This window comes from Gemmobacter aquarius (assembly GCF_003060865.1).
Lineage (GTDB): Bacteria > Pseudomonadota > Alphaproteobacteria > Rhodobacterales > Rhodobacteraceae > Paragemmobacter > Paragemmobacter aquarius.
The window spans coordinates 3,654,918-3,681,167 of sequence record NZ_CP028918.1; the positions used below are offsets into that span (position 1 = coordinate 3,654,918).

At 65.3% G+C, this 26,250-nt stretch carries 31 protein-coding genes and 1 pseudogene; 18 read left to right on the plus strand and 14 right to left on the minus strand.

Annotated elements, in window-relative coordinates:
- The first annotated feature begins 8 nt into the window (after positions 1-8).
- The 8 genes and pseudogenes from xylA (at position 9) to HYN69_RS17720 (ending at position 9,368) form a co-directional block, all read left to right on the plus strand.
- Positions 9-1,310 carry a xylose isomerase gene (gene xylA / locus HYN69_RS17685; RefSeq protein ID WP_108436906.1) on the plus strand — a complete coding sequence of 434 codons (1,302 nt, stop codon included), beginning with the start codon at positions 9-11 and terminating at the stop codon, positions 1,308-1,310.
- Positions 1,311-1,382: 72 nt separating this feature from the next.
- Positions 1,383-2,411, plus strand: a complete 1,029-nt coding sequence (gene mgrA, locus HYN69_RS17690; protein WP_108436907.1) for an L-glyceraldehyde 3-phosphate reductase — start codon at positions 1,383-1,385, stop codon at positions 2,409-2,411.
- A gap of 201 nt (positions 2,412-2,612) precedes the next feature.
- Complete coding sequence (locus tag HYN69_RS17695) at positions 2,613-3,524, plus strand: hypothetical protein (RefSeq protein WP_159082517.1); 912 nt, start codon at positions 2,613-2,615, stop codon at positions 3,522-3,524.
- 61 nt (positions 3,525-3,585) lie between these two features.
- A pseudogene (locus HYN69_RS17700) lies at positions 3,586-4,418 on the plus strand (flagellar motor protein MotB).
- 98 nt (positions 4,419-4,516) lie between these two features.
- Complete coding sequence (locus HYN69_RS17705; RefSeq protein ID WP_108436909.1) at positions 4,517-5,824, plus strand: flagellar hook protein FlgE; 1,308 nt, start codon at positions 4,517-4,519, stop codon at positions 5,822-5,824.
- Positions 5,825-5,828: 4 nt separating this feature from the next.
- Positions 5,829-7,283 carry a flagellar hook-associated protein FlgK gene (gene flgK, locus HYN69_RS17710; protein ID WP_108436910.1) on the plus strand — a complete coding sequence of 485 codons (1,455 nt, stop codon included), beginning with the start codon at positions 5,829-5,831 and terminating at the stop codon, positions 7,281-7,283.
- Between the two features lies 1 nt (position 7,284).
- Complete coding sequence (locus HYN69_RS17715) at positions 7,285-8,286, plus strand: flagellin (RefSeq protein WP_108436911.1); 1,002 nt, start codon at positions 7,285-7,287, stop codon at positions 8,284-8,286.
- Complete coding sequence (locus tag HYN69_RS17720) at positions 8,286-9,368, plus strand: flagellar basal body P-ring protein FlgI (protein WP_108436912.1); 1,083 nt, start codon at positions 8,286-8,288, stop codon at positions 9,366-9,368. The genes HYN69_RS17715 and HYN69_RS17720 overlap by 1 nt, the downstream gene beginning before the upstream one ends.
- A gap of 3 nt (positions 9,369-9,371) precedes the next feature.
- Here the strand turns inward: HYN69_RS17720 and fliP are convergent, their stop codons facing one another.
- Genes fliP through fliF form a run of 5 tightly spaced genes read right to left on the minus strand, consistent with a single transcriptional unit; the run spans position 9,372 to position 12,486 of the window.
- Positions 9,372-10,073 carry a flagellar type III secretion system pore protein FliP gene (gene fliP / locus HYN69_RS17725; protein ID WP_108437298.1) on the minus strand — a complete coding sequence of 234 codons (702 nt, stop codon included), beginning with the start codon at positions 10,071-10,073 and terminating at the stop codon, positions 9,372-9,374.
- 20 nt (positions 10,074-10,093) lie between these two features.
- Entirely contained in the window at positions 10,094-10,357 is a 264-nt protein-coding gene (locus HYN69_RS17730; RefSeq protein ID WP_108436913.1) for a FliM/FliN family flagellar motor switch protein, read from the minus strand.
- A complete protein-coding gene (locus tag HYN69_RS17735) occupies positions 10,347-10,940 on the minus strand; it encodes a FliH/SctL family protein (RefSeq protein ID WP_108436914.1) in 594 nt (197 codons plus the stop codon). Before HYN69_RS17735 ends, HYN69_RS17730 begins: the two co-directional genes overlap by 11 nt.
- Positions 10,940-11,068 (minus strand): hypothetical protein, encoded by a 129-nt coding sequence (locus tag HYN69_RS21830; RefSeq protein ID WP_329608590.1) that lies wholly within the window; start codon positions 11,066-11,068, stop codon positions 10,940-10,942. The genes HYN69_RS17735 and HYN69_RS21830 overlap by 1 nt, the downstream gene beginning before the upstream one ends.
- Positions 11,069-11,106: 38 nt before the next feature.
- Entirely contained in the window at positions 11,107-12,486 is a 1,380-nt protein-coding gene (gene fliF / locus HYN69_RS17740) for a flagellar basal-body MS-ring/collar protein FliF (RefSeq protein WP_329608591.1), read from the minus strand.
- Between the two features lie 114 nt (positions 12,487-12,600).
- Here fliF and HYN69_RS17745 point away from each other — a divergent pair, with 114 nt between their 5' ends.
- From HYN69_RS17745 to HYN69_RS17790, 10 genes are all read left to right on the plus strand, one after another.
- A complete protein-coding gene (locus tag HYN69_RS17745; protein WP_108436915.1) occupies positions 12,601-13,077 on the plus strand; it encodes a flagellar basal body-associated FliL family protein in 477 nt (158 codons plus the stop codon).
- A gap of 12 nt (positions 13,078-13,089) precedes the next feature.
- Positions 13,090-13,449 (plus strand): hypothetical protein, encoded by a 360-nt coding sequence (locus HYN69_RS17750; protein WP_329608592.1) that lies wholly within the window; start codon positions 13,090-13,092, stop codon positions 13,447-13,449.
- On the plus strand, positions 13,446-14,000 hold the full coding sequence (locus tag HYN69_RS17755; protein ID WP_108436916.1) for a MotE family protein: 555 nt from the start codon (positions 13,446-13,448) through the stop codon (positions 13,998-14,000). Before HYN69_RS17750 ends, HYN69_RS17755 begins: the two co-directional genes overlap by 4 nt.
- Before the next feature lie 57 nt (positions 14,001-14,057).
- The gene (gene motA, locus HYN69_RS17760) at positions 14,058-14,927 is read left to right on the plus strand and encodes a flagellar motor stator protein MotA (RefSeq protein WP_108436917.1); all 870 of its coding nucleotides are present in this window, start codon (positions 14,058-14,060) and stop codon (positions 14,925-14,927) included.
- Positions 14,924-17,041 carry a hypothetical protein gene (locus HYN69_RS17765; protein ID WP_108436918.1) on the plus strand — a complete coding sequence of 706 codons (2,118 nt, stop codon included), beginning with the start codon at positions 14,924-14,926 and terminating at the stop codon, positions 17,039-17,041. Before motA ends, HYN69_RS17765 begins: the two co-directional genes overlap by 4 nt.
- 66 nt (positions 17,042-17,107) lie before the next feature.
- A complete protein-coding gene (locus HYN69_RS17770) occupies positions 17,108-17,722 on the plus strand; it encodes a transglycosylase SLT domain-containing protein (protein WP_108436919.1) in 615 nt (204 codons plus the stop codon).
- Positions 17,719-19,782: a flagellar biosynthesis protein FlhA gene (locus HYN69_RS17775; RefSeq protein ID WP_407925237.1), complete on the plus strand. Its 2,064-nt coding sequence runs from the start codon at positions 17,719-17,721 to the stop codon at positions 19,780-19,782. Before HYN69_RS17770 ends, HYN69_RS17775 begins: the two co-directional genes overlap by 4 nt.
- Positions 19,779-20,537, plus strand: a complete 759-nt coding sequence (locus HYN69_RS17780; protein WP_108436921.1) for a flagellar biosynthetic protein FliR — start codon at positions 19,779-19,781, stop codon at positions 20,535-20,537. The genes HYN69_RS17775 and HYN69_RS17780 overlap by 4 nt, the downstream gene beginning before the upstream one ends.
- Complete coding sequence (locus HYN69_RS17785; protein ID WP_108436922.1) at positions 20,534-21,610, plus strand: EscU/YscU/HrcU family type III secretion system export apparatus switch protein; 1,077 nt, start codon at positions 20,534-20,536, stop codon at positions 21,608-21,610. The genes HYN69_RS17780 and HYN69_RS17785 overlap by 4 nt, the downstream gene beginning before the upstream one ends.
- Complete coding sequence (locus HYN69_RS17790; protein WP_108436923.1) at positions 21,607-21,927, plus strand: hypothetical protein; 321 nt, start codon at positions 21,607-21,609, stop codon at positions 21,925-21,927. Before HYN69_RS17785 ends, HYN69_RS17790 begins: the two co-directional genes overlap by 4 nt.
- On the opposite strand, the gene HYN69_RS17795 is transcribed toward HYN69_RS17790, so the two are convergent.
- From HYN69_RS17795 to HYN69_RS17835, 9 genes are read right to left on the minus strand one after another with little or no spacing between them, the layout of a single operon-like run.
- The gene (locus HYN69_RS17795; RefSeq protein WP_108436924.1) at positions 21,915-22,361 is read right to left on the minus strand and encodes a flagellar basal body-associated FliL family protein; all 447 of its coding nucleotides are present in this window, start codon (positions 22,359-22,361) and stop codon (positions 21,915-21,917) included. The two genes, HYN69_RS17790 and HYN69_RS17795, sit on opposite strands and share 13 nt — an antisense overlap.
- Entirely contained in the window at positions 22,361-23,077 is a 717-nt protein-coding gene (gene flgH, locus HYN69_RS17800; RefSeq protein ID WP_108436925.1) for a flagellar basal body L-ring protein FlgH, read from the minus strand. Before flgH ends, HYN69_RS17795 begins: the two co-directional genes overlap by 1 nt.
- Positions 23,062-23,490 carry a flagellar basal body P-ring formation chaperone FlgA gene (gene flgA, locus HYN69_RS17805; RefSeq protein ID WP_108436926.1) on the minus strand — a complete coding sequence of 143 codons (429 nt, stop codon included), beginning with the start codon at positions 23,488-23,490 and terminating at the stop codon, positions 23,062-23,064. The genes flgH and flgA overlap by 16 nt, the downstream gene beginning before the upstream one ends.
- On the minus strand, positions 23,490-24,275 hold the full coding sequence (gene flgG, locus HYN69_RS17810) for a flagellar basal-body rod protein FlgG (RefSeq protein ID WP_108436927.1): 786 nt from the start codon (positions 24,273-24,275) through the stop codon (positions 23,490-23,492). Before flgG ends, flgA begins: the two co-directional genes overlap by 1 nt.
- Positions 24,276-24,277: 2 nt before the next feature.
- The gene (locus HYN69_RS17815) at positions 24,278-24,982 is read right to left on the minus strand and encodes a flagellar hook-basal body complex protein (protein WP_108436928.1); all 705 of its coding nucleotides are present in this window, start codon (positions 24,980-24,982) and stop codon (positions 24,278-24,280) included.
- The gene (locus HYN69_RS17820) at positions 24,982-25,251 is read right to left on the minus strand and encodes a flagellar biosynthetic protein FliQ (protein WP_108436929.1); all 270 of its coding nucleotides are present in this window, start codon (positions 25,249-25,251) and stop codon (positions 24,982-24,984) included. The genes HYN69_RS17815 and HYN69_RS17820 overlap by 1 nt, the downstream gene beginning before the upstream one ends.
- Positions 25,248-25,508, minus strand: coding sequence for a flagellar hook-basal body complex protein FliE (fliE, locus tag HYN69_RS17825; protein ID WP_108436930.1), 261 nt, complete (start codon positions 25,506-25,508; stop codon positions 25,248-25,250). The genes HYN69_RS17820 and fliE overlap by 4 nt, the downstream gene beginning before the upstream one ends.
- Before the next feature lie 15 nt (positions 25,509-25,523).
- Entirely contained in the window at positions 25,524-25,901 is a 378-nt protein-coding gene (flgC, locus tag HYN69_RS17830; RefSeq protein WP_108436931.1) for a flagellar basal body rod protein FlgC, read from the minus strand.
- Positions 25,901-26,233: a flagellar basal body protein gene (locus tag HYN69_RS17835; protein ID WP_108436932.1), complete on the minus strand. Its 333-nt coding sequence runs from the start codon at positions 26,231-26,233 to the stop codon at positions 25,901-25,903. The genes flgC and HYN69_RS17835 overlap by 1 nt, the downstream gene beginning before the upstream one ends.
- Between the last annotated feature and the right edge of the window lie 17 nt (positions 26,234-26,250).

Below are 26,250 nucleotides of genomic sequence, written 5' to 3' on the forward strand. Positions count from 1 at the left end.
CCGACGACATGACCGATTTCTTCAAAGGTATCCCGCAGATCAAGTTCGAGGGAGAGGGCAGCAGCAACGAATTCGCCTTCCGGCATTACAATCCGGACGAAATCATCATGGGCAAGCGCATGGAGGATCACATGCGCTTTGCGGTCGCTTATTGGCACAGCTTTGCTTGGCCGGGTGGCGACCCGTTCGGCGGGCAGACCTTCGACCGCCCGTGGTTCGGCGATACCATGGCGCTGGCCAAGCTCAAGGCCGATGTGGCCTTTGACATGTTCGATATTCTGGGCGCGCCGTTCTATTGCTTTCACGATGCAGATGCGCGGCCCGAGGGGGCGACGTTTGCGGAATCGAAGCGCAATCTGGAAGAGATCGTCGATTATCTTGGCGAAAAGCAGGCGAGCCACAAGACCCAGCTCTTGTGGGGCACGGCCAACATGTTCAGCCATAAGCGCTGGATGTCGGGCGCGGCGACCAACCCCGACCCCGATGTTTACGCCTATGCGGCGGCGACCGTGAAAGCCAACATGGACGCCACGCACAAGCTGGGCGGGGCGAACTATGTGCTGTGGGGCGGACGCGAGGGGTATGAGACGCTGCTCAATACAGACCTGAAGGCCGAGCGCGAACATGCGGGGCGGTTCCTGCAACAGGTCGTGGAATACAAGCACAAGATCGGCTTCAAGGGTGCGATCCTGATCGAGCCGAAGCCGCAAGAGCCGAGCAAGCACCAGTATGATTACGACGTGGCCACGGTTTACGGCTTCCTCGTGCAGTTCGGGCTGGAAAAGGAAGTAAAGGTCAACATCGAGCAGGGCCACGCCATCCTCGCGGGGCATTCGTTCGAGCATGAAATCGCGCTGGCCTCGGCTTTGGGGATTTTCGGGTCGATCGACATGAACCGGAACGATTACCAATCGGGCTGGGATACGGACCAGTTTCCGAACAACCACGCCGAAAAGGCGCTGGCATTCTATGAAATCCTGCGGGCGGGTGGCTATACCACCGGCGGCACCAACTTTGACGCCAAGGTGCGGCGGCAGTCGCTGGATGCGGATGACCTGATCCTTGCCCATGTCGGCGGAATGGACACCTGCGCCCGTGCGCTGAAGGCAGCGGCGGCCCTGTTGCAGGACGGTGCGTTGGAAGCGGCGCGGGACGAGCGGTATGCCGGTTGGAACAAACCCGAAGCCAAGGCGCTGCTGACAGGCAGCCTTGAGGATGCGGCGGCGGTCGTGACGGCTAAGGGGCTGAACCCCGAACCGCGCTCGGGTCGGCAGGAGCGGCTGGAAAACCTGTGGAACCGCTTCATCTGACGTGATGAAATAGACGGCAAAGGGGCGGCGGTGCACAGGCTTCCGCCGCCCTTCGCATGAATGGAGGACGTGATGACCTATACCCCCGCCGCCGACCGCTATGAAAAGATGGTTTACCGCCGTTGCGGCAAAAGCGGCCTGCAACTGCCCGCGATCAGCCTTGGGCTGTGGCACAACTTTGGCCACGACACGCCGCATCAGGTGAAGCGCGACATTTGCCGCACTGCGTTCGACCTTGGCATCACGCATTTCGATCTGGCCAACAACTACGGCCCGCCCCCCGGCAGCGCCGAAGAGGCGTTCGGCGATATCCTGAAAACCGATTTCGCAGGGTACAGGGACGAGCTGATCATCAGCTCGAAGGCCGGTTACAACATGTGGGACGGCCCTTATGGCGAATGGGGAAGCCGCAAGTATCTGGTGGCATCCTGTGACCAAAGCCTGAAGCGGATGGGGCTGGATTACGTCGACATCTTCTATTCGCACCGCTTCGACCCCGACACACCGCTGGAAGAGACGATGATGGCGCTTGACCATATCGTGCGGTCGGGGCGGGCGCTTTATGTGGGGATTTCCAGCTACAACAGCCAGCGCACGCGCGAGGCTTACGCGATCCTGAAAGAGCTTGGCACGCCGCTGGTCATTCACCAGCCCAGCTACAACATCCTGAACCGTTGGGTGGAACATGACGGGTTGAAGGACACGCTGGCCGATCTGGGCGTGGGGTCCATCGCCTTTACGCCGCTGGCGCAGGGGATATTGACCAAGAAATACCTTGGCGGCATTCCCCAAGGCAGCCGTGCGGCGCAGGGCAAAAGCCTCGACCCCGCGACGATAACCGAAAGCGCGATTGCTTCGGTCAAAGCACTGGACGCAATGGCGCAGCAGCGCGGGCAGACGCTGGCGCAGATGGCGATTGCATGGGTGCTGCGCAATGGCGGGATCACCACGGCGCTGATCGGGGCATCGAAACCCGAACAGGTGGTCGATTGCGCCGGAGCGATCGGAAACCTCGATTTCAGCGCCGCCGAACTGGATGAAATCGACCGGATCGCGGCCGAAGAAGATATCAACCTTTGGGCGAAATCCTCGGCCGAGTGATCTGACAGAGGGCGAGCGGCGCGTTCCCTGTCGGGCACGCGCCGTTTTGCTTTCCGGCATGAAACACCCAAACGCGCGCCAAATCTGCCGCGCATCGCACAAAATTTACGTTCGCGAATGATGTTAGGCCGTTTTCTTTTATCAAAAGGTCAATTTCATGCCACGTTAAGCAGAGGCTTGATCACGGCAGCGGCACAGGACATGGCGACCAATCTTTCCTCATCCTCCAGCGTGCGGTTGGTGCTGGTTTCGACCGGACCGAACGCACATCTGGCTGCGGGCCTGCTTGCCCGGCATCTGGGGGAAGCTCCGGAAGCGGCGCTTGCCCGTCTGGCGCATGCGCCGTCGGTGCTGGCCGAAGCCGTCGAGCCGCACTTGGCGCAGAATCTGGCTGGTCTGTTGCGGTCGTTCGGGCTGCGCGTGCGGCTCGATGCCTTGCACGGCCCCGAGACGCCGGTGAACCTGTCGATCCAGATTTCGATCCCGGTCAGGATGCAGCGGACCATCCGCATCGTGGCCGAACAGACCGGGCTGTCCGAGACCGAGACCACGCAGACGCTGCAACGCCCTGGCGGGGTGGTCCTGACCGGCTTAAGCCGCGCCGAGGCTGCGCGGATTCGTGCGAAACTTGACCGCGTGGGCACGCTGATCGTCATCGAATCCGATCCGGCAAGTACGGTATACGATGTGTTCCTGCCCGACCGCGACCCCAGCGAAGCGCTGACCGACCGGTTGCGGATGATGGGGGCCGAGCCAGACCCGATCACCAACGCTATCGCGGCGGGTCTGGATGGTGCCCTGTGCGACCACCTGCTGCGCCGTTTGCCCGACGCGGGGATACTTGTGCTCGACCGGGCATTCCAGCGGTATGATCTTTATCTGTCGCGGGCGACCGGCTGGGTCACGCAGGATCTGGCCGATTTTCTGGTGGCCCGCACCGGCCTGCCGCGCAGCCGGTTCGAGGTTCTGTCCGAACGGCTTCCGTTGCGGATCGAGCTTGGGCTGGCCCCTGCGGCGGCACGTCAATTCCGGGCGGATTACGCCTCGATCGGGTTGCACACGTTCCTTGTGCTGTCGGGTCTGGCGCAAACTTTGGACAATCCGAATCTTTAACCGCCGCTTCACGCTTTGGCCGCAGGCTTGCCCGTGGGTGTGAAGTGTATCGGGGAATAGGATGGCCGCGCAGGGCAATGCCGCGCCGGTTATCATCAAGCGTAAGAAGGTCATCGTTGCGGGTGGTCATCATGGGGGGCCTGGAAGGTCGCCTATGCTGACTTTGTGACCGCGATGATGGCGTTCTTCATGCTGATGTGGCTGTTGAACGCGACGACGGAAAAGCAACGCAAGGGGATCGCGGATTATTTCAATCCGACGATTCCGGTGAACCGCATCTCGGGCGGGGGGGATGGGTCGTTCGGCGGCGACTCGGTGCTGTCTGACCAGACGCTTGCACAGAACGGAACGGGGGCTTCGGCCACCTCGCCGACCGAGGAAAACAAGGCGCGGGGCGAGATGGGCCCAGCCGATGCCGCAGCCGAGGCAGCGGCTTTGGCCGATGTGGAACAGGCGCTGACCGCGCGCACCGGCGAAAGCATGACGATGGAGCGGCTTATGCGCCATGTCGTGACCCGCGTGACCGACGAAGGGCTGGTGATCGACATTTTCGATGTCGAGGATCAGGCCCTGTTCCTGCCCGACAGCGCCATGCCCGACCGCGAGCTTGCCGATATCGCAACGCTGCTGGTCGAGGTGCTGAACCTTGCCAGCAACGCGGTTGCGGTGAACGGGCATGTCCGCAGCTATCCTTTGCCGATGATCGACAACCCATCGTGGCGCCTGTCGGCGGATCGGGCGCAGGCGATGCGCGGGTTGCTGGAAAAGGCAGGCCTGGACGCAGGCCGCGTGCAGCGCGTCACAGGGTTTGCCGACCGCAAGCCGGTGACATCGGACCCGACGGCGATACGCAACAACCGGCTGGAAATCATCCTGCTGCGACGAAGCAGGTGAAACTATCGCGCATTTTACGCATTAGCGGGCTGTTAAGACCAAATGGCGCAAGGTCGGGCTGACCCAAAAGGGATCAGGCTGCAGAAAGGCGCTGTTACATGTCCATATCTTCGTCGCTGAATGCCGGAGTTGCCGGTCTGAACGCAAACGCGACCCGGCTCGCCTCGATTTCCGACAATATCGCGAACTCGGGCACCTATGGTTACAAGCGTGCGGCTTCGGATTTCGAAAGCATGGTCATCACCTCGTCCAGCGGGGCGGGCACCTATTCGGCGGGCGGGGTGCGGGCCTCGACCACACGGTTGATCGATGAACGGGGCGCGCTGGTCGGCACGGCGAATGCGCTCGACATCGCGGTATCGGGGCGCGGGATGCTGCCGGTGATGCCAGCGGCTTCGATGGGGTCCAATTTTGCCGACCAGCCGCTGGTGATGACCACGACGGGCGCGTTCCGCACCGATGCGACGGGGATGCTGCGAACCGATTCGGGTTTGGTGCTGCTGGGTTGGCCCGCAAATGCCGATGGCACTGTGCCGGTGAATGCCCGCGACACGATACAGGGGCTGCAACCTATCGTCATCAACTCGAACCAGACGGCGGGCGATCCGACGACCAAGATGGGGCTGGGGGTCAATCTGCCCGCCGTGCAGACGGCGGCCGGATCAGCGGGTGGCTCATTGCCCCTGTCGGTCGAATATTTCGGCAACCTCGGGACATCGGAAAAGCTGGACATCACGTTCGAGCCTGTCATTCCGGCAAGCGGCGTGTCGAACCAGTGGAGCATGGTAATCCGCGATTCGGCGCAGAACGGGGCCGTGATCGGCCAATATGCGCTAGAGTTCGACGACAGCCGTGGCAGTGGCGGCACGCTGGCTTCGGTCACCGCTGTGTCGGGCGGTGCCTATAACGCCGCAGCAGGAACCCTCGCGCTGACTGTGATGGGCGGCCCGCTGACAGTGACGATCGGGCGGCTGGGCGATCCGAACGGGCTGACGCAACTGTCGGACAATTTCGCCCCCGTCGCCATCACCAAAGATGGCTCGCCAGTCGGGAACCTGACTGCGGTCGAGGTGGACGAGAACGGGTTCCTGACCGCGAGCTATGACACCGGATTCGTGCGGCGCATCTACCAGATCCCGCTGGTCGACGTGCCCAACCCCAACGGGCTGCGGACGATGTCGAACCAGACTTATCAGGTCTCGCCGCAGTCGGGGTCGTTCTTCCTGTGGGATGCCGGAACCGGACCGACGGGCAAGGTGGTTGGCTATGCGCGCGAAGGGTCTACCACCGATGTCGCGGCGGAATTGACCGCGCTGATCCAGACCCAGCGCGCCTATTCATCCAACGCCAAGGTGATCCAGACGGTGGACGAGATGTTGCAGGAAACCACGAACATAAAGCGGTAACGCCATGAGCGTGTCAGCCGCCCTGTCATCGGCCCTGTCGGGGCTAACCGCAAGCGCGCGGCGGGCCGAGGTCATCTCGTCCAACGTCGCCAATGCGGCCACCCCGGGTTACGTACGGCGCGAAGTGGTGCTGGGCGCGCGGATGGTGGGCGACCAGGGGCAGGGCGTTGCGACCGGCGGGCTGCGGCGCGATCAGGACAGCTTCCTTTTGAACGACCGCCGCCGCGCCGGGGCCGATGCCGGCGGGCGCAATCTGCTGGCCGATGCGATGAAGCGGATCGAGGCGGCGGTGGGCACGCCCGAGGATGCGACCTCGGTCACCGCGCATATCGCAGGGGTTGAAAAGGCGCTGATCGCCGCCACGGCCGACCCCGCTTCGGAAAGCAGGCTGGCTGCGGTGGCCGATGCGTTGGGCGGGCTGACGCGGCATATGGCGCGGGCGACGGCGGTAATCCAGCTTCAGCGCAGCGATGCCGATGCGAGGATTGCGGAACAGGTGGGTGTGCTGAACACCAACCTTGGCAAGGTGCAAGAGCTGAACGCGCAGATCCTCGCCTATGGCAATTCGGGGCGCGAGACGGCGGCCCTGATGGACCAGCGGCAGGTACTGATCGACGGAATCGCCGCCATCGTTCCGGTGCGCGAACAGTTGCGGACCGATGGCATGGTGGCGCTTTACACCCCCAACGGCGCGGCGTTGCTCGAGGGCGCGGCGGCCAAGGTGGGCTTTGATGCGACGGGGGTAATTACCGCCGATATGACCCAAGCATCGGGCGCTTTGTCGGGGCTGACGGTGAACGGGCGGGCGGTGCTTACGGCGGCGACCGGCCCGCTTTCGGGGGGCACGCTGGGGGCGTTGTTGCGCCTGCGCGACGAAACCGCCCCGCAGGCGCAGGCGCAGCTTGACGCCGTGGCGCGCGATCTGGTCGAACGGTTGGCCGATCCCGCACTCGATGCGACCCGTGCCCAGGGGGCTGCCGGATTGCTGACCGATGGCGGGGCACCCTTTGATCCGGCGGACGAGGTTGGTCTTGCCGGGCGCTTGCGCCTGAACGCGGCGGCCGACCCCGATCAGGGCGGGGCGCTATGGCGCTTGCGCGACGGTCTGGGTGCCGCGACCCCCGGTCCGCAAGGCAAGACCGCGCTGCTCGATGGTTGGCGGCTGGCGCTTGCCTCGGCGCGGCAACCGGCCTCGGGCGGGTTCATGGCCGGTGCGCGCAGTGCGGTTTCGTTGGCAGGGGATGCGTTGTCGCGCATCGCCACCGCCCGCGTCGATGCCGACAGCGAGGCGGGCTATGCCACGGCCTTTGCCGCCGCGCTGGAAAAGCTGGAAGCCGATGGCGGGGTCGATACCGACCGCGAATTGCAAGACCTGATGCAGGTCGAGCAGGCCTATGCGGCCAATGCCCGCGTGGTCAAGGTGGTGGACGACATGCTGCAACAATTGCTGGGGTTGTAAGATGGGCCTGACCTCGATCGGCGATCTGGCGCAGAGTCTGGTGCTGAAACGGCAGAACACCGCCGCCAAGGCCGATCTGCAACGCCTGAGCACAATGTTGACGACCGGAAAGGTCACCGACGCCAGCACGCATCTGCGCGGCAATCTGGCCCCGCTTGCGGCGCTGGATGCCACGCTTTCGCGGCTGGAGGGTTACGCGCAGGTCACCGCCGAGGCATCGCGCAATGCGGCGGCGGTGCAGGATATTTTGGGTCTGGTCGACAAGGCGACCGCGGGCCTTGGTCCGGCCTTGCTGACGGCGGGGCAGGGCGGTGCGGGGTCTATCCTGACCGGAGCGGCCTTGCAGGCCGATCAGGTGCTCGACCAGATCGTGAGCGCCCTGAACACGCGGGTTGCCGACCGGTCGCTGCTGGCCGGTGTGGCCGATGACCGGCCCGCCCTGGTGGATACGGAAAGCTTGCTGGCGCAGGCCGCAGCGGCGGTGGCCGGTGCGGTAGGTGCGGCGGGTGTCGATGCGGCGTTGCAGGACTGGCTGGACGATCCGGCGGGGTTCGTGGCGCAGGCTTACAGGGGCGATGCGCCCCGCGCGCCCCTGCCCGTGGCCGAGGGCGAGGTGGCGCGGCTTGATGTGACAGCGGCGGACCCTGCGCTGCGCGGCACGCTCAAGGGCGTGCTGATGGGGGCGCTTTTGAACCGCGGGGTGCTTGCCGGCCAACCGCAGGCGCGGGCCGATCTGGCGCGGCGGGCGGGCGAGACGCTGGCCGAATCTGCGCCCGACCGCGCCCATCTTGCGGCACGGGTGGGTATTGCCCAACAGCGGATCGAGGCAGCGGCGGCGCGCAATTCGGCCGAGGCCACGACTTTAGCCATGGCGCGGGGCGGCATGGTCGGGGTTGACGGATATGACACGGCCACCGCCCTACAAGAGGCGCAGACAAGGCTCGAGACGCTTTACACCCTTACCGCGCGACTTTCGCGCCTGAACCTGTCGGATTATCTGTGATGCGGACCGCGCTTTTGCTGCTTTTGCTGGCCTCTCCGGCCTTTGCCGATCCGGTCAGGATCAAGGATCTGGTCGAATTCGACGGGGTCAGGGGCAATGACCTTGTGGGATACGGCCTTGTCGTCGGCCTGAACGGCACGGGCGACGGGCTGCGAAACAGCCCCTTTACCGAAGAGATCATGGCCAACCTGCTGGAACGGCTGGGTGCCAATGTCACGGGCGAGGAGTTTCGCCCCAAGAACGTGGCGGCGGTCTTCGTGACCGCGACCCTGCCCGCCTTTGCCCGCGCCGGATCGAAGCTCGACGTGACGGTTTCGGCGATCGGTGATGCCAAAAGCCTGCAAGGCGGAACGCTGGTGATGACGCCGTTGAACGGGGCAGACGGGCAGATTTACGCGGTGGCGCAGGGCGGGCTGATTGCGGGGGGCATTTCCGCCGAAGGGCAGGCGGCGCGGGTGGTCCAAGGGGTGCCCACGTCGGGCAACATCCCGTCGGGCGCGCGGGTCGAACGCGAGGTGGCCTTTGACTTCGCGGGGCTCGATTCTGTGCGCCTTGCGCTGCGAAGCCCCGATTTCACCACGGCCGAGCGGATCGAGACGGTGATCAACGCCGAATTCGGCCGCCCGGTTGCGGCAATGCTGGATGCCGGAACGGTGACGGTCAGCATTTCCGGCGGGTCGCCCGCGCATGTGCTGGCGCGGCTGGAAGGGCTGACGGTCAACCCCGAAAGCCGGGCGCGCGTGGTGGTCGACCAGCGGTCGGGCACCATCGTGATGGGCGAGGATGTGCGGATCAGCCCCGTTGCCGTGGCCCAGGGCGGGCTGACGCTGCGGGTGACCGAAGCGCCGATGGCGTCGCAGCCGAACCCGTTTTCCCAAGGCGAGACGATCCTTGTTCCGCGCAGCGATGCCAGCATCGAGCAGCGGCCCGGAACTGGGCTGGCGCAGGTCGACGGTGGCACCAGCCTGAGCCAGGTGGTCGCCGGGCTGAACGCGCTGGGCGTGGCGCCGAACGACATGATCGACATCCTGAAAAGCATCAGCGCGGCGGGCGCCCTGCATGCCGAATTCGTGGTGAACTAGCAGCTACATATAGCTGCGAACCAGCGCCGCCGAGATCAGCGTCCAGCCGTTCGCCACCACAAAGAAGGCCAGCTTGAACGGCAGCGCCACCACGGCGGGCGGCACCATCATCATGCCCATCGACATCAGCACCGCCGAAACGACGAGGTCGATGATGAGAAAGGGCAGAAAGATCATGAACCCGATCTCGAAGGCGCGGGTGATTTCCGACAGCATGAAAGACGGGATCAGCAGCGACAGCGGCGCGCCCGCAGCAGGGCCAGCCTCGCCGGGGCGCAGTGCTTGAAGCGCGGTAAACGTTTCGGGGTCCATGCGGGCGATCATGAAGGCACGAAAGGGTTTTTGCACCTCGTCAAAGGCTTGGACGGCGGTGATCTGGCCCGCGTTCAACGGCTCGATCCCCTTGGTCCAGGCTTCGGTAAAGACCGGGTCCATGATGAACCACGTCAGAAATATCGCAAGGCTGACCATCAGCATGTTGGGCGGCGCCTGTTGCAGCCCGATGGCCTGACGCAATATCGACAGCACGGTGACGATGAAGGGAAAGCAGGTGACCGTGACCGCCAGCCCCGGCGCAAGGCCGAGCACGGTGATCAGCACCAGCAACTGCACCGTCCGCGTCGACAAAAGCGGTCCGTCGCCAAGGTTCAGCGACAGCTCTTGCGCGGCGGCAGGGGCGGCGCAAAGGGCCAGCGCACAGGCCATCGCCAGAAAGAGCCAGCGGGTCACAGCGCCTCACCGGGAGCTGCAACTTCGGTCAGGCGCACGGCAAGCTGGCCTGACGGATCGCCCTCGACCTCGTGCAACTCGCCCCGCGCGATCAGGCGGTCGCCTACGTAAAGCTCGACCGGGTCTTCGACGCGGCGGTCAAGCACCAGCACCGCATCGCGGCCAAGGCGCAAGAGGTCGCGCACCAGCGGGCGGGCGCGACCCACCGAGACGGTGATTTCGATCGGAACCAGCGAGAAGGGGGTGGTGTCATCCTGCATGGGACGTGGCCTTTGTTTCCAGCGTGAAGTAATCGGCAATGGCGGTGGCGATGGTTTCGACCGCGCCGTCGAGGTCGACCCGCGCTTCGGCAGCATCGAGGGTCAGGCGGATATCGCCGGGGGTCAGCGTGGCATCTTCGACGATCACCACGGGCAGGCCGAGGGCGGGGACGCAGAGCCGTTCGATCGCGGCGCGGCTTTCAGGATTCAGCCGCAGGGTGACCGGCGGTTCGGCCAGCTTTTCGGCGAGCGGAAGAATGGTTTCGACCACCAGCGCGGGCAGGGCCGCCTGCGCCATGCGGGGCAGCAGCTTTTCGGCGATGTCGGTCAGCAGGGGGGCCAGCGCCATCAGCACATGGCTGCGCGCTTCGTGATAGGTGAAGCCAAGCGCCTGCAACGCCTCGGCGGTGCGGGCCTCGGCATGGCCGCGGTCTTGCGCGTGGGCGGCGGCGGCGTCGTCCCATCCGGCGGCATAGCCCGCGTCAAAGCCCGCAAGGCGCGCTTCGTCGGCCGCGGTGGCTTCGGCAGCGGTCGCCTCGGCTTCGGGTCGGTCGGTGAAGGTTTCAAGCGTCAGGGGCGGCATCAGGTTTTCTCCGGTTCGGCTTCCATCCAGCCGCGCAGGATCTCGACCGATTCGGCCTGACGCTCTTCGATCAGGCGGCGCAGGCGGGTGACGGGGTCGGCATCGGGGTCAAGCGTGACATCGATCAACTGGCCCGTCTGGCCCGGATCTGGGCCGATCTCGCCGGTCAGGGCCGGGGGGCCACATCGGGCAGGGCGAGCGGTTCGGCAGCGGTCCGGCCCGCCAGCGCGGGGCGGAGCACGAAAAGGCCAAGCAGCGTGGCGACCAGCGCCAGCAGCGCCAGCTTGACCAGCGTCATCAGGTCGATGCTGCCCGACAGCAGCCCCGACGATGCGGTCGCAAGGGTGCCAAGCTCGGCGGGCGGCGAAAATTCGAGCGTTTTCAGCGTCAGCACATCGCCACGGTCGGAGTTGATGCCTACGGCTGCAGTGACAAGCTCTTGCAGGGTGGCAAGCTCTTCGTCGCTGCGGGGTTGCCACGTCTCGGTGCCGTCTTCGGCCACTGTGCGTGTGCCGTCGACCAGAACGGCCAAGGTCATGCGGCGGATATCGCCCGGCACGCGCGTTATGGCGCGCTGGGTTTCGGAAACGTCAAAACTGGTGCGTTCGTTGCTTTCGGCGGTTTCCGATTTGGTGCCGCCTTGCCCCCCGCCCTCGGGCAGGTTCGAGGCGACCGTGACTGCCCCGCCCGCCCCGCTGTCGCTGCCGCTTTTCGAGGTCGATTCGGTGGTTAGCGCAACGCGGCCCTGCGGGTCGAGCACGCGTTCGGTGATTTGTTCGGCCTGGGTTTCAAGCTCGATCGCCACCTGCACCACGGCCTTGCCCGTCCCTACGCGGGCGGCAAGCAGCCGTTCGACATTGGCGCGGATGGCATCAGCCCGGCTTTCTGCCGAAGCCTGCGTCGGGCCTGCTTCATCCAGCGGTACAAGCCCCGACACGCTGTCGATCACCTCGACCCCGTCGGGCAGCAGGTTCGGCACGGCGGCTGCGACCAGATGGCGCAGCGCCCGCGCCTCGGCCTGCGAGGTAAGGCCCGCCAGCGATGTGACCACGACCGAGGCGGTGGGTATGGGTTTGGCGCCGAATGCCTGCGATTCGGGGCGTGCGATATGCACGCGGGCGGCGCGGAAGGACGGGTTGGCAAGGATGGTGCGGGCAAGTTCCCCCTCGATCGCGCGGCCCCAAGCGGCGTCGAACATCTGCGCCGTGGTGCCGAACCCCGACAGGCTGTCGAGCAGTTCATATCCGGCACCGGCCTGCGCGGGCAGCCCTTCGGCAGCAAGCTCCATCCGCAGGCTGTCGCGCTGTGTGGCATCGACCATGATGGCCTGCCCGCGCACGTTATAGGCCACGTTGCGCGATTCGAGTGCGGCCACCACCTCGCCGGAACGGGCCGGGTCGAGACCCGAATACAGCAGCGCCATGTCGGGCGTCGCAGCCAGCCGCCCCAAAGCCAAAACAGTGACGAACATGGCCAAACTGGCCCCGATCACGGCAAAGCGGCGGCGCGGCGTAAGGGTGGACCAAAGCGAAAGCAGCGGATTCAAAAGGGGCCTCCGTCCCGGGCGTTCTGCCCTGTGCATCCCCAAGATGCCGCCAGCGTCTTAACAATCGGTTAGGCGGAAGCGGATAATCTGACCCCGATCGAAAAGGAGGATGGAATGGCCGAAGCCGAGACAGCGCCCGAAAGCCCACCCAAGCGGCGGGGCAAGCTGCCGCTGGTTCTGGGCGCGGTAATGCTGCTGGTTCTGGGTGGCGGCGGTTTCTATGCAACCTGGTCCGGGATGGTGCTGGGCAGCCACGAGGAGGCCGAGGGGGAAGATGCAGCGCCCCTGCCCGACATCGCCTTTGTGCCGGTCGAACCGGTGGTGATCTCGTTGCCGAAAACGGCCAACAGCAGCCATTTGCGCTTTTCCTCGCAGCTTGAGGTGACGGGGAAATACACCGCCGACGTCACGCTTTTGCTGCCGCGTATCGCCGATATCCTGAACGGTTATCTGCGGGCGATCGACGTGGCCGAATTGGAAGACCCGACCGCGCTGGTGCGAATCAGGGCGCAGCTGTTGCGCCGGATCCAGCTTGTTACCGGAGAGGGGCGCGTGCGCGATCTCCTCGTCACCGAATTTGTCTTGAACTAAAGGGAGCGCGCAATGCCGCCGATGGAAATCCTGTCTGACCTGATGCTTGGGCTGGGGGCGTTCGGCGCGATGGCCTACTGCCATATTCTGTCAGGAAGGCTGAAGCGATTCAATGCGTTGGAAAGCGGGATGGGCGGTGCGATTGCCGTGCTGTCGGCGCAGGTGGACGATATGACCCGGGCGTTGAACGCGGCGCAGAGGCAGGCGCAACAGTCGTCCGAGGGGCTGTCGGCGCTGGTTGCGCGGGGTGATGCGGCAGCGGCGCGGCTAGAGCTTTTGATGGCCTCGATGCATGATCTGCCGGACGAGGAGCCTGGCAAACGCCTGCGCGTGGTGCGCCGTCGCGGGGCTTTTGCCGAGGCTGCAGAATGAAGCGGTGGCAGGGCAGGGGCGCCTTGGCGATGATCGCGCTTTTGTGTGCCGGATCGGGCGCCTTACGTCTGGGCTTTGGCGCGGGGGCCGCGCTGGCGCTGGTGCCGGACCAGGGCGCTACCGAAGCGGCAGGCCTGTGCAGCCCGCCGCCCGCTGCGGTGGCACAGGCCCTGACCGAACGCGAAGCGCTGCTTGCCGACCGCGAGGCGGCCTTGGCCGATCGCATGGCCGCGCTGGCGTTGGCGGAAAAAGCCGTCCAGACGCGCATGGCCGAAATGGCCGAGGCGCGCGACAGCCTGATGCAGGTGGTCGCCGTGGCGGACGGGGCGGCTGAAAAAGACCTCTCGCGCCTGACTGCCGTGTACGAGGCGATGAAACCGGCTGATGCCGCGCGGCTGTTCGCGGCCATGTCACCCGATTTCGCGGCGGGCTTTCTGGGCCGGATGCGCCCCGAAACGGCGGCCGCGGTGATGGCCGCGCTCGACCCGAAGGCCGCCTATGGCATCAGTGCCCTCATCGCGGGCCGGAACGCGAATGCGCCGACCGACTAAGGGCTTTGTTAATCGCAACAGGCGAGACTGCCGGTAACTAGAGTTGGGGGTTGGGTCATGTTCGGCATCATCGGCATCGTCGTGATCATGGTGATGGTCTTTGGCGGCTATGTCGCCGCGGGCGGCAAGATGGCTATCATCTTGCACGCGCTGCCCTTCGAGATGGTGATGATCGGCGGCGCGGCGGTCGGGGCCTTCATCATCTCGAACGACCCTGCCACCGTGAAGCACACGATGAAGGATATTCCGCGCGTCTTCAAAGGCACCAAGTGGAAGACCGGCGACTATCGTGATCTTTTGTGCCTGCTGTTCGAACTGATCCGCCTTGCGCGCACCAATCCCGTCGGACTTGAGGAACATATCGAGGCGCCGCAATCTTCCGCCATCTTCGGGCGCTATCCGCGCGTTCTGGCCGACCATGACGCGACCGACCTGATTTGCGATACGTTCCGCGCCGCTTCGATGAATTACGACGATCCGCATCAGGTCGAAGAGGTGCTCGACAAGCGCACCGAATCGGCCACGCATCACGCCATGCATTCCAGCCATGCCTTGCAGAACATGGCCGATGCCCTGCCCGCGCTGGGCATTGTCGCCGCCGTTCTGGGGGTCATCAAGACCATGGGGTCGATCGACCAGCCGCCGGAAATTCTGGGCAAGATGATCGGCGGCGCGCTGGTCGGCACCTTTCTGGGTGTGTTCATCGCCTATGGTCTGGTCGGGCCCTTCGCGGCGCGGCTGAAATCCGTGGTCGAAGAAGACGCGCAATTCTATCGCCTGATCCGCGAGGTTCTGGTGGCCAACTTGCACAGCCATCCGGCCAATATCTGCATCGAGGTCGGGCGCCAAAACACGCCGCACAGCGCAAGGCCCAGTTTCGCCGAGTTGGAACAGGCGCTTCGCAACCTGAAGGCCGAAGCAGCATGATCCGGCTTTTCCTGCTGTTCCTTCTGCTGGCCACACCTGCCGCCGCGCAGGCCGTCCGTGTTAGCTCGGGCGAGCATGAGGGGTTTACCCGTGTCGTTCTGCAATATGGCCAGCCGGTCGACTGGCAGGTTGGCCGCACCGCCGACGGCTACGAATTGCGGCTGACCGGAAATGCGCCACGCTATGACCTGTCGCGCGCGTTCGACATCATCGGGCGCGACAGGCTGTCGGGTCTTTGGGTCGATCCCGATACGGGCGGGCTGCGAATCGGTGTGGCTTGTGCCTGCCATGCCTTGCCCTTTGCGCTGCGCCCCGACACCGTGGTGATCGACTTGCGCGACGGACCAGCGCCGACGGGCTGGAGCTTCGAGGCGGCGCTTGACGGTACCGACGTTCCCTCGCTTGGCACAAAAGCGCCCGGTCCGGTCGGCCCCGTGCCGTGGAACTGGCGCGACATGGCGCTGGGGGGCCGGTGGAGCGGTTCTGAACCGTCGGTAGTGCCGCAGCCGCTTTTGCCCGAAACGCCAAGCCCGCGGAACATCGTGCTGGAAACCGCGCTTGCCGAAGGCTTCGCCCGTGCCGCGACGCAGGGTCTTGTCGATCCGGTAGGAAAGCCCCCGCCTGTGAAAGAGCCAGCGGCCGAAGCCCCGGAAATGGCGCAGATCAGCCTTGGGATTCAGGCGCGACCAGCCTCGCAACAAGCGGTGGCCCTGTCGGCCCAGGGTGTGCAATGCCCCGGAGAGACGCGTCTTGCCCTGCAAGACTGGGGCGATGACCGCCCGATCCGGGAACAGATGGCCGATGCCACGACCAGCCTTGCCGGAGAATTCGACCGAACAGAGTCAGAGGCGCTGTTCCGTGCCATCCGCTTCCAGCTTTTTCTGGGGTTCGGCGCCGAGGCACGCGCCCTGATGCGTGCCTTTGACGGCCCCAAGCCGGATGCGCCCTTGTGGACTACGCTGTCGCTCATAGTGGATGGCGGCACCGATCCGGATGGCGCGCTGCGGGGCCTTGCCGGATGCGATGATCCGGCGGCGCTTTGGGCCACGCTTGCCGATCCGGCCCTATCACTGGCCGAGGTGAACACGACCGCGTTGTTGCGGACGTTTTCGGCACTTCCGCCGCATCTGCGCTTGCAGGTCGGTCCCGGTCTGGCGGAACGGTTCATGTCGGCGGGTGACACCACCACAGCGCAGGGCCTGTCCGACGCGATCCTGCGACCGCTCGCATCCGACGATGACCGGCGGGCCACGCTTATGCAGGTGCGTCTGGCGCTCGAGGCGGGCGATGCCGCCACCGCGGACCGGTTCTTGACGCAGCTTCTGCAAGACCCTGGCCCGCTTTCGGCGCAGGCAACGGTGGCGCAGATCGACCTTGCCGCCTTGACGGGCGCGCCGGTTGCACAGGCTACGGTCACGTCGGTACAAGCCATCTTGCGCGAGGCTGACGCGACACAGGCACCCGTGCTGGCGCGGGCGCTCGTGCTGTCTCTCGCCCTGTCTGGCGATTTCGACGCGGCGTTTCGGGCGCTGCCTGACAGCCCGGAAACGCTTGGGGCATTGTGGCGGATACTTGCGGAAAAGGGGCCCGATGATGCGCTGGTCACACAGTCCCTGTCGCTTGACGTGTCGACACAATCCGCACTGTCGGCCGAAACCCGGCGCGTGCTGGCGGATCGTCTGCTGACGCTCGGCTTTCCCGATGCGGCGCGGTTCTGGGTGGGTGGCGACGATCCGCTTCTTTCGGCCCGGGCGGCGCTTGCGTCCGGTCAACCGGCCGAGGTGCTGCGTCTGCTGGGTCCCGCCGATGGCGAGGAGGCCCGCACGCTAAAGGCCCGGGCGTTGGTTAAGCTTGATGCAGCAGCGGCCGTTCCGGCCTTTGCCGCCTTGGGCGATGCCGCTTCTGCCGAGCGCGCCGCGCGGCTGGCCGAGGCATGGCCCGAACTCGCTGCGAACGGGCAAGAACCGTGGCGCCGCGTGGCGGAAAGCCTTGCCGCGCCTGCCACGCCCGAAACCGCGCTGGCCCGCAGCCGTGCGCTGGCCGACAGTTCGACCCGGACCGGGGCCGCAATCGACGCTCTGCTTGCCACGGTTCCGGCCCCCGACGCGCCCTAACGGTTCGGAAAGATTCGCCTGCTAGTCTGGCAAGACACAGCCTAGAAAGGGCATAGGGTGAGAACAGTGTTCCTGCTTCTGATGACGGCCGCACCACCCGTCTGGGCTGCCGAAACCTGTGATATCGCGGCCGAGCAGGCGGCGCAGGAAAGTGGCGTGCCGCTGGCCATCCTGTCCGCGATCACCCGCGCCGAAACCCGCAACGGCAGCGGCGCGCCTTGGCCGTGGACTATCAACCACGCAGGAACCGGCGAATGGTTCGATACGCCCGATCAGGCCTTGGCCCGGATCGACGCTTTGGTGGCGGCGGGCGAAAGCCTTGATATAGGCTGCTTCCAGATCAACACGCGCTGGCACGGCAATGCCTTCGGATCGTCGGCAGATATGCTCGACCCGCTGACGAATGCCCGCTATGCCGCGCGCTATCTGCTTGAGCTTTATGGCGAGAGCGCGGATTGGAAAGCGGCTGTCGCTTCGTATCATTCGCGCGATCCCGACCGTGGCGATCGATATGCCGACCGAGTGGCGCTGATCATGCGCGAGGCGGGTGCACCGGTCGAACCGGTCGCCGATCCGATGCCGCGCGAAAACGGCTTTCCGCTGTTGCTGGCGGGCGATCCGGTCAGTCACGGGTCATTGTTCGGGGCGGCGGGGCTGCTTGGCCCGCTGGTCGGACCATGACCATGCCCGCGCTTGCTGCGCTGTTTCGCCCGACGATCCTGCTTGCCTTGGCCTTGATGTCGGTCATCGCCATGATGGTGCTGCCGGTTCCGGCATGGCTGCTCGACCTCGGGCTTGCGCTGTCCTTCGCTTTGGCGATCCTGATGCTGACGATCACGCTGTTCATCGAGCGTCCGCTAGATTTTTCAGCCTTTCCGACGATCCTTCTGGCCTCGCTGCTGCTGCGGCTGGCGCTGAACGTTTCGTCGACCAAGCTGATCATCTCGCAGGGGCATACCGGAACCGATGCAGCGGGCCATGTGATCGAAGGCTTCGCGAATTTCGTAATGGGCGGCGATGTGGTGCTGGGTCTGGTGATCTTTGTCGTGATCCTGATCGTCAATTTCATCGTCATCACGAAAGGCGCCGGCCGCATGGCCGAAGTGGGCGCCCGCTTCGCGCTTGACGGGATGCCGGGGCGGCAGTTGGCGATCGATGCCGATGTGGCGGCAGGCGCGATCGACCACGCCGAGGCAAAGACGCGGCGCGAACGGGAACTGGCCGAGACGACCTTTTTCGGCTCGCTCGACGGCGCGTCGAAATTCGTCAAGGGCGATGCGGTCGCGGGGCTTTTGATCACGCTGCTCAATCTGGTCGTCGGGTTGATCGTGGGCACGCTGGTGCACGGGTTGCCGCTGGGCGAAGCCTTTGAAACCTATACGATCCTTACGGTTGGTGACGGGCTGGTCACGCAGATCCCGGCGGTGGTCATCTCGGTCGCCACGGCGCTGTTGCTGGCGCGGGGTGGTGGCTCGGGTGCGGCGGACGTGTCGTTCTTTGCACAGTTGGGAAGGTATCCTTCGGCGCTGGCGACCGTGGCGGGGCTGCTTGCGCTGTTCGCTCTGGTGCCCGGCCTGCCGATGCTGCCGTTTCTTGCGGGTGCGGCGGGTCTGGGCGCGCTGGCCTGGCGCGGGTCGCGCCCGGTCGAGGTGGCGATGGTCGCCAAGGTCGAACCCGTCCGCCCTCGACCCATCGGCGACATGCTCGATTTCGACGAATTGCATATCGAATTCGCGACCGATCTGGTGGCGATGGCGCTCGATCCGGCCACCGGGCTTGAGGCACGGGTGGGCAACATGCGGGCGCATGTGGCTGCGAATTACGGCTTTATCCTGCCGGAAATCCGGCTGACCGATGAGGCATCGTTGCAGCCCGGAACCTACCGGATCCGGATACAGGGGGTCGAGCGGGTGCGGGACCGGCTTTTTCCGGATCAGGTGCTGGTTCTTTTGGCCGACGGCATCCCCGCGCCGCCCGGGCTGGATGTGCGCGAACCGGTGTTCGGCGCGCCCGCCCGCTGGATCGCGACTGACCGGCAGGAAGACGCGGCGCTGGCGGGGCTGACGGTCGTCTCACCGCCCGAGGTGCTGGCCACGCATCTGCTGGAGACGATCCGCGCCAACCTGTCGCGGCTGCTATCGCTGCGCGGGCTGCGCCGCCTGCTCGATGAATTCGTGAACGTGTCCGATCCCGACCGCGCAACGGCGAACCGGCGGCTTCTGGACGAGATGATGCCCGACAAGGTGCCGAACGATCTGCTTCTGGCCACGCTGCGGCTGTTGCTCGAAGAGCGGGTTTCGGTGCGTAATCTGCCGCTGATTTTGGAAGCCATCGCCGAATCGCGCAGCCTCGGGCGGGCCGAAGCGGTGGCCGACCATGTGCGCCAACGCCTCGGTTTCCAGATCGTGGCCGAGCTGCGACGCGAGGACGGGACGGTGCCGCTGGTGCAGCTTGCGCCTGAATGGGAAAAGATTTTCAATCAATATCAGATAGATGCGCCCGGTGGGGCGAGGGATGTCGCCCTGCCGCCCGATGTCTTTGCCCGTCTTGCCAACGGCTTTGCCGACCGCATCGCGCGGCTGGCCGAAGGCGGAACCCATGCGGCAGTCGTGACCACGGCCCAGCGCCGACGCTTCTTGCGGACGGTCGCCGTGGCCAAGGGGCTTGCCACGCCGGTGCTGGCCTATGAGGAGATCAGCGCCGATGCCAAACCGGCCCTGATGGGGCAGATCGCGGCATGATGCAGGATCTGGCGCAGCTTATGGTCCTGCTCGACGCCGCGCTGCGGCCCTTGGTGATGACGTTCCTGCGTGTCGGCGCGGTCATGGCGCTTTTGCCCGCCTTTGGCGAGCAATCGGTTCCGGCGCGGTTGCGGCTGGTGATCGCCCTGGCCTTTACCGCCGTGGTCGCGCCCGCCGTGATGGACCGGCACACGGGCGATGCGGTTTTGCTGCCCGCCTTGGCCGAGGTGCTTTCGGGCCTGCTGATCGGGCTGTCGCTGCGGCTGTTGGTGCTAGCCTTGCAAACGGCGGGTGCGATTGCGGCGCAGTCGGCCTCGCTTTCGCAATTGTTCGCCACGGCAGGTGCCGAGCCGCAACCGGCCTTTGGCACGCTGTTCACGCTGGGCGGGTTGGCGCTGGCGGTGCAGGCGGGGCTGCATGTGCGGGCGGCCGAGTTGATGATCCTGTCCTACGACCTTTTGCCCGCGGGCCGCATACCCGCCGCATCCGATGTGGCGACATGGGGCACGGCGCAGGGTGCGCGGGCGCTTTCGCTTGCGTTGTCGCTTTCGGCACCCTTCGTTATCGCCGCTGTCTTGTGGAACGTTGCGCTGGGCGTGCTGAACCGTGCGATGCCGCAACTGATGGTGTCGTTCATCGGGGCTCCTGCGCTGTCGCTCGGGGCGCTGGTCCTGTTGGCGCTGGTCACACCGCTTTTGCTGCCCGTCTGGCTGGCGGCGCTGCATGCCACCCTGCAAAACCCGTTTGCGCCATGAGCGAGACTGACGACAAGCCGCACGACCCGTCGCAAAAGCGGCTCGACGATGCGCGCAAGCGGGGCGAAATTCCGCGTTCGCAAGATGTGCTGACGGCGGCGACCTATGCGGGATTTCTGGCCGCAGGGTTCGCCTTTGGTCCGGTGGCGCTGTTGGCGGCGGCGGATGTGGCGACACGCATGCTGGCGCAGGCCGACCGGCTTTCGCCACAGGCGATGTCAAGCGGCGCGCATGCCTTGCAAACGCTGGTCGGCCCGCTGATCCTGCCCTTGTTGCCGTTTTTCCTGATGCCCGCGCTTGTGGTCTGCGTCGTGCTTGCGGCCGAGCGCGGGGTGATCTTTGCACCCGAAAAGCTGATGCCCAAACTGTCGCGCATCGATCCTGTGGCGGCGTTGGGGCATAAGTTCGGGCCTGACGGGATGGTCGAGTTCGCCAAGAGCACGGCCAAGATCGTGCTGACCGGCTGGCTTTTGTTCTGGTTTCTGGGCCGGCACGCAGCCGATCTGTTCAGCACCGTGGCGCTTTCGCCCGCGCAGGGGCTGGCGCTGATGTTGCGGCTGACGCTCCAGTTCCTGTTTCTGGTGTTTCTTGTGTCGCTGGCTTTTGGCGCGCTCGATTACCTGTGGCAGGTTTTGCGGCACAAGTCGCGCAACCGCATGTCGCGTCAGGAACTGGTCGAAGAACATAAGGAATCCGAGGGCGACCCGCATTTCCGCCAACACCGCCGCCAGAGGGGGCAGGAAATCGCCATGAACCGGATGCTGCGCGATGTCGAAACCGCCGATGTGGTCGTGGTGAACCCGACGCATTACGCCGTGGCGCTGAAATGGAACCGCGCCAAGCGACAGGCGCCCGTTTGCGTGGCCAAGGGGGTGGACGAAATCGCCGCCGCGATCCGCGCCAAGGCGGCAGAACATGGCGTGCCGATCCACCGCGACCCACCCACTGCGCGGGCGATCTTTGCTTCGGTCAATCTGGGCCAGCCGGTCCAGCCAGACCACTACCGCGCCGTTGCAGCCGCGATCCGCTTTGCCGAAGCGATGCGGAAGCGTGCCAGAAAGCGGCTGCAATGACGAAGGATCCGCGCATCGACCGTCTGGTGGTGTTGTCGGGGCTGGTCCGCGACCATCGTCTGTCGCAACTCGCCGCTGCCACTGCCGCGCGTGACGCAACGGTTGCAATGCGCGACGGGCTGGTTGCGACGCAAAGCGACGATCCGGCGGCCTTGCAGGCGCAAGCGGTCTATGGCGTCTGGGTCGAACGCCAGCGCGAGGTTTTGGCGCTGCAGATCGACCGGCAGCAAGCCGAGGTTTCAGCGCATACGGAAACGGCCCGCGTCGCCTTTGCGCGGGCCGTTGTGCTGGCAAAGCTGCGTGATCAGCTGTCCTGACGGACGATCTCGACGATCAGCACGTCGCTGACCTTGTCGGTCAGTATGGCTTGTGCGGCCTCGAGCAATGCCTTGCGGAGGAGAACGAGGTTCGCGCCATCGGTGAACGATCCACGAAAGCCGCCTGCGTTCGAATGATCGAACAGCACCTGCAAGAAGGCATCGCGCAGCTTTGGTTCGATCTCGTACACACGTTCGGATGTGCCCGGCACCACCTCGAGGCTGAGCGACAGGATGACCATCGACACCACCCGCCCCTTTTCCAGCACCGGAACGACGAACTGGTTGTTCAGCTTGACATAATCGGGCGGGACGACGGTTTCTTCAGGGGGCGGCTCGGCCTCGGCGGCGGAGTGCGGCCGCAAGAAGTATCCGCCCCCTGCGCCAGCCAGAAGGGCGACCAGACCGATCAGGGGCAAAAGCAGCTTTTTCATCAGAAGGGCAGCACGATGTCGGCGACCTGCTGGCCGTAGCGGGGCTGCTGCACATCGGTGATCTGGCCGCGCCCGCCATAGGAAATCTGCGCGCCTGCGATCTTGTCATAAGTGATCTCGTTCCTGCGCGAAATATCGACGGGGCGGACATAGCCCGACAAGAGAAGCTCGCGCAGTTCGAAATTCACACGCACCTCTTGCCGCCCCTCGATCCGCAGCACGCCATTGGGCAGCTTTTCCACCACGGTGGCGGCGACCCGCAGCGTCAGTTTTTCGGCGCGGCTGACCGACCCGTCACCCTGAAAGGAAGATTTCGACGTCGCTTCTGCGGCATTCTCCATCGATGCGCCGTCGGGCAATTGTGCGTCTATGCGCTGCGGTATGCCGATCAGCGAGGGGATGCCCATGTCTTCCGCCGCGCTGCGGCTGCGGCCTGTGCTGTTCGAGATTTTGGCCGAATCGTCGATCTCGATCACCACGGTCATGATATCGCCCCTTTGGGCGGCGCGGCTGTCGCCGAACAGCGCACCGCGTTCGGCGCTCCACAGCGACGATCCGGCGGTGGGGCCGTCCTGATCGGATGACATCGGCAAGGGTGCCGAATACATGGCGTGATACTGGTTTGACCCTTCCAGCGGCGCAAAGCCGGGCGCGCGGCCCACCTGGTCCATGCGGGCGCAACCCGCAACCGACAATCCGATCAGCAACCAACGCATGGCGCACCTTTCACATCAATGGTTCCGTCCGGCAGGACCGTGCCGGTCAGGGTGGTCTTCGATCCGGTGTTCATGGCGCGAACCGTATCGCCTGCCGCGCCTTCGGACAGCGCGCGGCCTTCAGCCATGATCACAAGGGTGCCTGCGCCGTAGCGCAGCGCGACCGGCTGGTTGCGCCGCACGAGGATGGCGGGGCCAAGATCACCCGCCCGCAGCGGGCGACCGGCATAGATCGCGACCCGTGCGGTCTGGCCAAGCGCGGCTTGCAACGTGGTCAGCGCGCCGGGAATGGCGGCATCTGCCAAGACCACATCGGTGGCCGCAATCACCGCACCGGGCGCGATCAGCCGCGTGGCGATCAGGCTTTCGGCGCAGGCAGGCTGGGCGGCGAGCATCAGGCACAGCCAGCGCATCAGCGCACCTGCGTGGTGGCCGACAGCATCTGGTCGGCGGCGGTCAGCACCTTGGCGTTCAGCTCGTATCCGCGCTGTGCCTTTATCAGTTCGGTCACCTCGCGCACGGCATCGACGCTGCTGTCTTCCAGATAGCCCTGCCGCAGGGTGCCGAAGCCTTCCGCCCCCGGCGTGCCGGTCTGAACGGGGCCTGACGCCGCGCTTTCCAGAAACAGGTTCGACCCCATCGCTTCCAACCCCTTTTCGTTTGAAAACGAGGCAAGGCCAAGCTGGCCCAGAAGCTGCGGTTGGGTCTGGTTCAGGAAATAGGCATAGACCTCGCCGTTGGCGTTGATCGAGATGCTGCGGGCATCATCGGGAATGGTGATGCCGGGTGCGACGGGATAGCCGTCTGACGTGACGATCTCGCCATCCGCGCTGCGGCGGAGCGACCCGTCGCGGGTATAGGCCGCAGCGCCCGAAGGCAACGTCACCTCGATATAGCCGCGCCCTTCGATCGCCACGTCCAGATCGCCGCCCGTCTGCGACAGCGACCCTTGCGACAGCACCACTGAAACGGCGGCGGGGCGAACCCCCATGCCAAGCTGGATGCCGGTGGGCAGCATCGTGCCATCCTCGGCGGTCACGGTGCCGGGGCGGGCGAGTTGCTGATACATCAGGTCGGCAAAATCGGCGCGGCGGGCGTTGAAGCCGGTCGTCGACATGTTGGCAAGGTTGTGGGACACCACATCGACCCGCATTTGCTGCGCCGTCATGCCGGTTGCCGCGATCTGCAAGGCTTTCATCGCTATCTCCCCAAGGTCTGGATGACGCCGCGCAGCCGTTCGTCTTCGCGGTCGAGAAAGCCTTGGCCCAATTCATAGGCGCGCTGCACCTCGATCATGCGCGACACCTCGGTCACGGGGTCGACGTTGCTGTCTTCCAGCATGCCTTGCAGAAGCGTCGCCCCTTCGGCGGGCTGTACCGCGCCGCCGTCGAACAGGGTGCCGCTTTGGTGGCGCAGCGCCAGCGGGTCGACCGGTGCCCAAAGGCCGATACGGGCAAAGGGCTGGCCATTGGCCGAAAGCGTGCCATCGGCGGCAAGGGCGATCTGGCCCGCCGGAACGGTAACGGGCGTTCCGCCGGCATCGAGCAGCGGGTTGCCATCGGGCGTGACGAGCGTGCCTTGGGCCGACGGGGTGAAAGACCCCGCGCGCGTCAGGCGCTGCCCCTGGGGGGTGTTCACCAGGAAAAATCCGTCGCCCTGTATGGCGAAATCGAAGGTGCCGCCGGTGGTGGACATGCCGCCTTGGGTCAAGTCGACCACGCGGGCATTGGCATTGGCCATCGAGATCGATCCGCCCTCGCCCCCTTGGCGCAAGTATTCGGAAAACACCACCCCTTCGCGCCGGAAGCCTGCGGTCGACAGGTTAGCGATGTTGTTCGCCACCACCTGCATTTCGCGCATCAGGCCCGATTGGCGGGTCAGCGTGACATAGCCGCCGGTTTCCATCAGTTGCCCCCCGCGACGACGGGGATGATCCCCATGGTAAAGAAATCGACCAGCCGCGCCGTCATGAAGCCCATCGCGACCCAGAAAACCGCGATCATCAGCGCCACCTTTGGCACGAATGTCAGCGTGGCCTCCTGCACGGATGTCAGCGCCTGCAACAGCCCGATCACCACCCCTGCGACCAGGGCCACGGCCAGCAAGGGGGCGGAAATCTGCACCGCGATCCACAGCGCGGCGCGCATCATGTCGTAAAGCAGCGTGTCGGTCATATCGGCATCCTCAGGATTTCCTGATAGGCCTCGACCACGCGGTCGCGGACTGTGGCCACGGTTTCCACGGCCATCTGCGACGAGGCCAGCGCCTCGACCAGCGCGTGCGGGTCGGCCCCGCCGGTCATGGCGCTGCGGGCGGTGGCCTCGCCCGCGTCGATGCGGGTGGTGAATTCCTCGACCTTGGCGGCAAGCGGAGAGGTTGCGGTCTTGGCCTGCGCGTAAAGATTTGCGGCAAAGGGTGAGCGGATGTCCATTCTAGACCCCCCCCTTTAGCGGCGGATCAGGTCGAACAGGCTTTGCGTCATTTGACGCGCCTGATCGAACAGTTTGAGATTGGCCTCATAGCTGCGCTGTGCTTCGCGCGCATCCGCCAGTTCGATCACCAGATCGACGTTCGAGCCGTCATAGTGACCGCTATCGTCCGACAAGGGATTGCCGGGATCGTAGACGCTTTGCAGTGGCGACCGGTCAAGCATGACCGGACCGGTGGCCACCGTGCCTTGGGCCATTTCGGCAAAAGACACCGTCTTGCGCTGGTAGCCGGGGGTATCGGCGTTGGCGATGTTTTCCGACAGGTGGCGCAACCGGGTCGATTGCGCCTCCATCCCCGAGGCGGCGGCGCGAAGTGCTGTGACAAGCGATGCCATCACTGCCCCCCACGGCCAAGCGCGGCCCGCACGATGCCCGAAGTCGAGCGATAGATCGCCAGCGCCATTTCATGGCTGACCCGCACATCGGCCATGCGAAGCATCTGGTCCTGAAGTGACACCGAGTTGCCGTTGGGGTCGGTTGCGCCTGCTGTCAGTTCGGGCGTGTCACTTGCGCCACGGGCAAAGACTTCGGCGAAATCGGGCAGATCGCGGGCCTTGAACCCCGGCGTGTCGGCGTTCGCGACATTCTCGGCGATCAGGCCCATACGCGCACCGGCATGGGATGCCAGCGCCTGCGCTATACGGGTAAGTTCCAGCTTTTCAAACATCTCGGGCTTCTCCCTCG

Excerpts from the sequence above, each read along its gene's own strand:
- xylA (WP_108436906.1), top strand. The coding sequence starts at position 9 with ATGACCGATTTCTTCAAAGGTATCCCGCAGATCAAGTTCGAGGGAGAG.
- mgrA (WP_108436907.1), top strand. The coding sequence starts at position 1,383 with ATGACCTATACCCCCGCCGCCGACCGCTATGAAAAGATGGTTTACCGC.
- HYN69_RS17695 (WP_159082517.1), top strand. The coding sequence starts at position 2,613 with ATGGCGACCAATCTTTCCTCATCCTCCAGCGTGCGGTTGGTGCTGGTT.
- HYN69_RS17705 (WP_108436909.1), top strand. The coding sequence starts at position 4,517 with ATGTCCATATCTTCGTCGCTGAATGCCGGAGTTGCCGGTCTGAACGCA.
- flgK (WP_108436910.1), top strand. The coding sequence starts at position 5,829 with ATGAGCGTGTCAGCCGCCCTGTCATCGGCCCTGTCGGGGCTAACCGCA.
- HYN69_RS17715 (WP_108436911.1), top strand. The coding sequence starts at position 7,285 with ATGGGCCTGACCTCGATCGGCGATCTGGCGCAGAGTCTGGTGCTGAAA.
- HYN69_RS17720 (WP_108436912.1), top strand. The coding sequence starts at position 8,286 with ATGCGGACCGCGCTTTTGCTGCTTTTGCTGGCCTCTCCGGCCTTTGCC.
- fliP (WP_108437298.1), bottom strand. The coding sequence starts at position 10,073 with ATGGCCTGTGCGCTGGCCCTTTGCGCCGCCCCTGCCGCCGCGCAAGAG.
- HYN69_RS17730 (WP_108436913.1), bottom strand. The coding sequence starts at position 10,357 with ATGCAGGATGACACCACCCCCTTCTCGCTGGTTCCGATCGAAATCACC.
- HYN69_RS17735 (WP_108436914.1), bottom strand. The coding sequence starts at position 10,940 with ATGCCGCCCCTGACGCTTGAAACCTTCACCGACCGACCCGAAGCCGAG.
- HYN69_RS17745 (WP_108436915.1), top strand. The coding sequence starts at position 12,601 with ATGGCCGAAGCCGAGACAGCGCCCGAAAGCCCACCCAAGCGGCGGGGC.
- HYN69_RS17750 (WP_329608592.1), top strand. The coding sequence starts at position 13,090 with ATGCCGCCGATGGAAATCCTGTCTGACCTGATGCTTGGGCTGGGGGCG.
- HYN69_RS17755 (WP_108436916.1), top strand. The coding sequence starts at position 13,446 with ATGAAGCGGTGGCAGGGCAGGGGCGCCTTGGCGATGATCGCGCTTTTG.
- motA (WP_108436917.1), top strand. The coding sequence starts at position 14,058 with ATGTTCGGCATCATCGGCATCGTCGTGATCATGGTGATGGTCTTTGGC.
- HYN69_RS17765 (WP_108436918.1), top strand. The coding sequence starts at position 14,924 with ATGATCCGGCTTTTCCTGCTGTTCCTTCTGCTGGCCACACCTGCCGCC.
- HYN69_RS17775 (WP_407925237.1), top strand. The coding sequence starts at position 17,719 with ATGACCATGCCCGCGCTTGCTGCGCTGTTTCGCCCGACGATCCTGCTT.
- HYN69_RS17780 (WP_108436921.1), top strand. The coding sequence starts at position 19,779 with ATGATGCAGGATCTGGCGCAGCTTATGGTCCTGCTCGACGCCGCGCTG.
- HYN69_RS17785 (WP_108436922.1), top strand. The coding sequence starts at position 20,534 with ATGAGCGAGACTGACGACAAGCCGCACGACCCGTCGCAAAAGCGGCTC.
- HYN69_RS17790 (WP_108436923.1), top strand. The coding sequence starts at position 21,607 with ATGACGAAGGATCCGCGCATCGACCGTCTGGTGGTGTTGTCGGGGCTG.
- HYN69_RS17795 (WP_108436924.1), bottom strand. The coding sequence starts at position 22,361 with ATGAAAAAGCTGCTTTTGCCCCTGATCGGTCTGGTCGCCCTTCTGGCT.
- flgH (WP_108436925.1), bottom strand. The coding sequence starts at position 23,077 with ATGCGTTGGTTGCTGATCGGATTGTCGGTTGCGGGTTGCGCCCGCATG.
- flgA (WP_108436926.1), bottom strand. The coding sequence starts at position 23,490 with ATGCGCTGGCTGTGCCTGATGCTCGCCGCCCAGCCTGCCTGCGCCGAA.
- flgG (WP_108436927.1), bottom strand. The coding sequence starts at position 24,275 with ATGAAAGCCTTGCAGATCGCGGCAACCGGCATGACGGCGCAGCAAATG.
- HYN69_RS17815 (WP_108436928.1), bottom strand. The coding sequence starts at position 24,982 with ATGGAAACCGGCGGCTATGTCACGCTGACCCGCCAATCGGGCCTGATG.
- HYN69_RS17820 (WP_108436929.1), bottom strand. The coding sequence starts at position 25,251 with ATGACCGACACGCTGCTTTACGACATGATGCGCGCCGCGCTGTGGATC.
- fliE (WP_108436930.1), bottom strand. The coding sequence starts at position 25,508 with ATGGACATCCGCTCACCCTTTGCCGCAAATCTTTACGCGCAGGCCAAG.
- flgC (WP_108436931.1), bottom strand. The coding sequence starts at position 25,901 with ATGGCATCGCTTGTCACAGCACTTCGCGCCGCCGCCTCGGGGATGGAG.
- HYN69_RS17835 (WP_108436932.1), bottom strand. The coding sequence starts at position 26,233 with ATGTTTGAAAAGCTGGAACTTACCCGTATAGCGCAGGCGCTGGCATCC.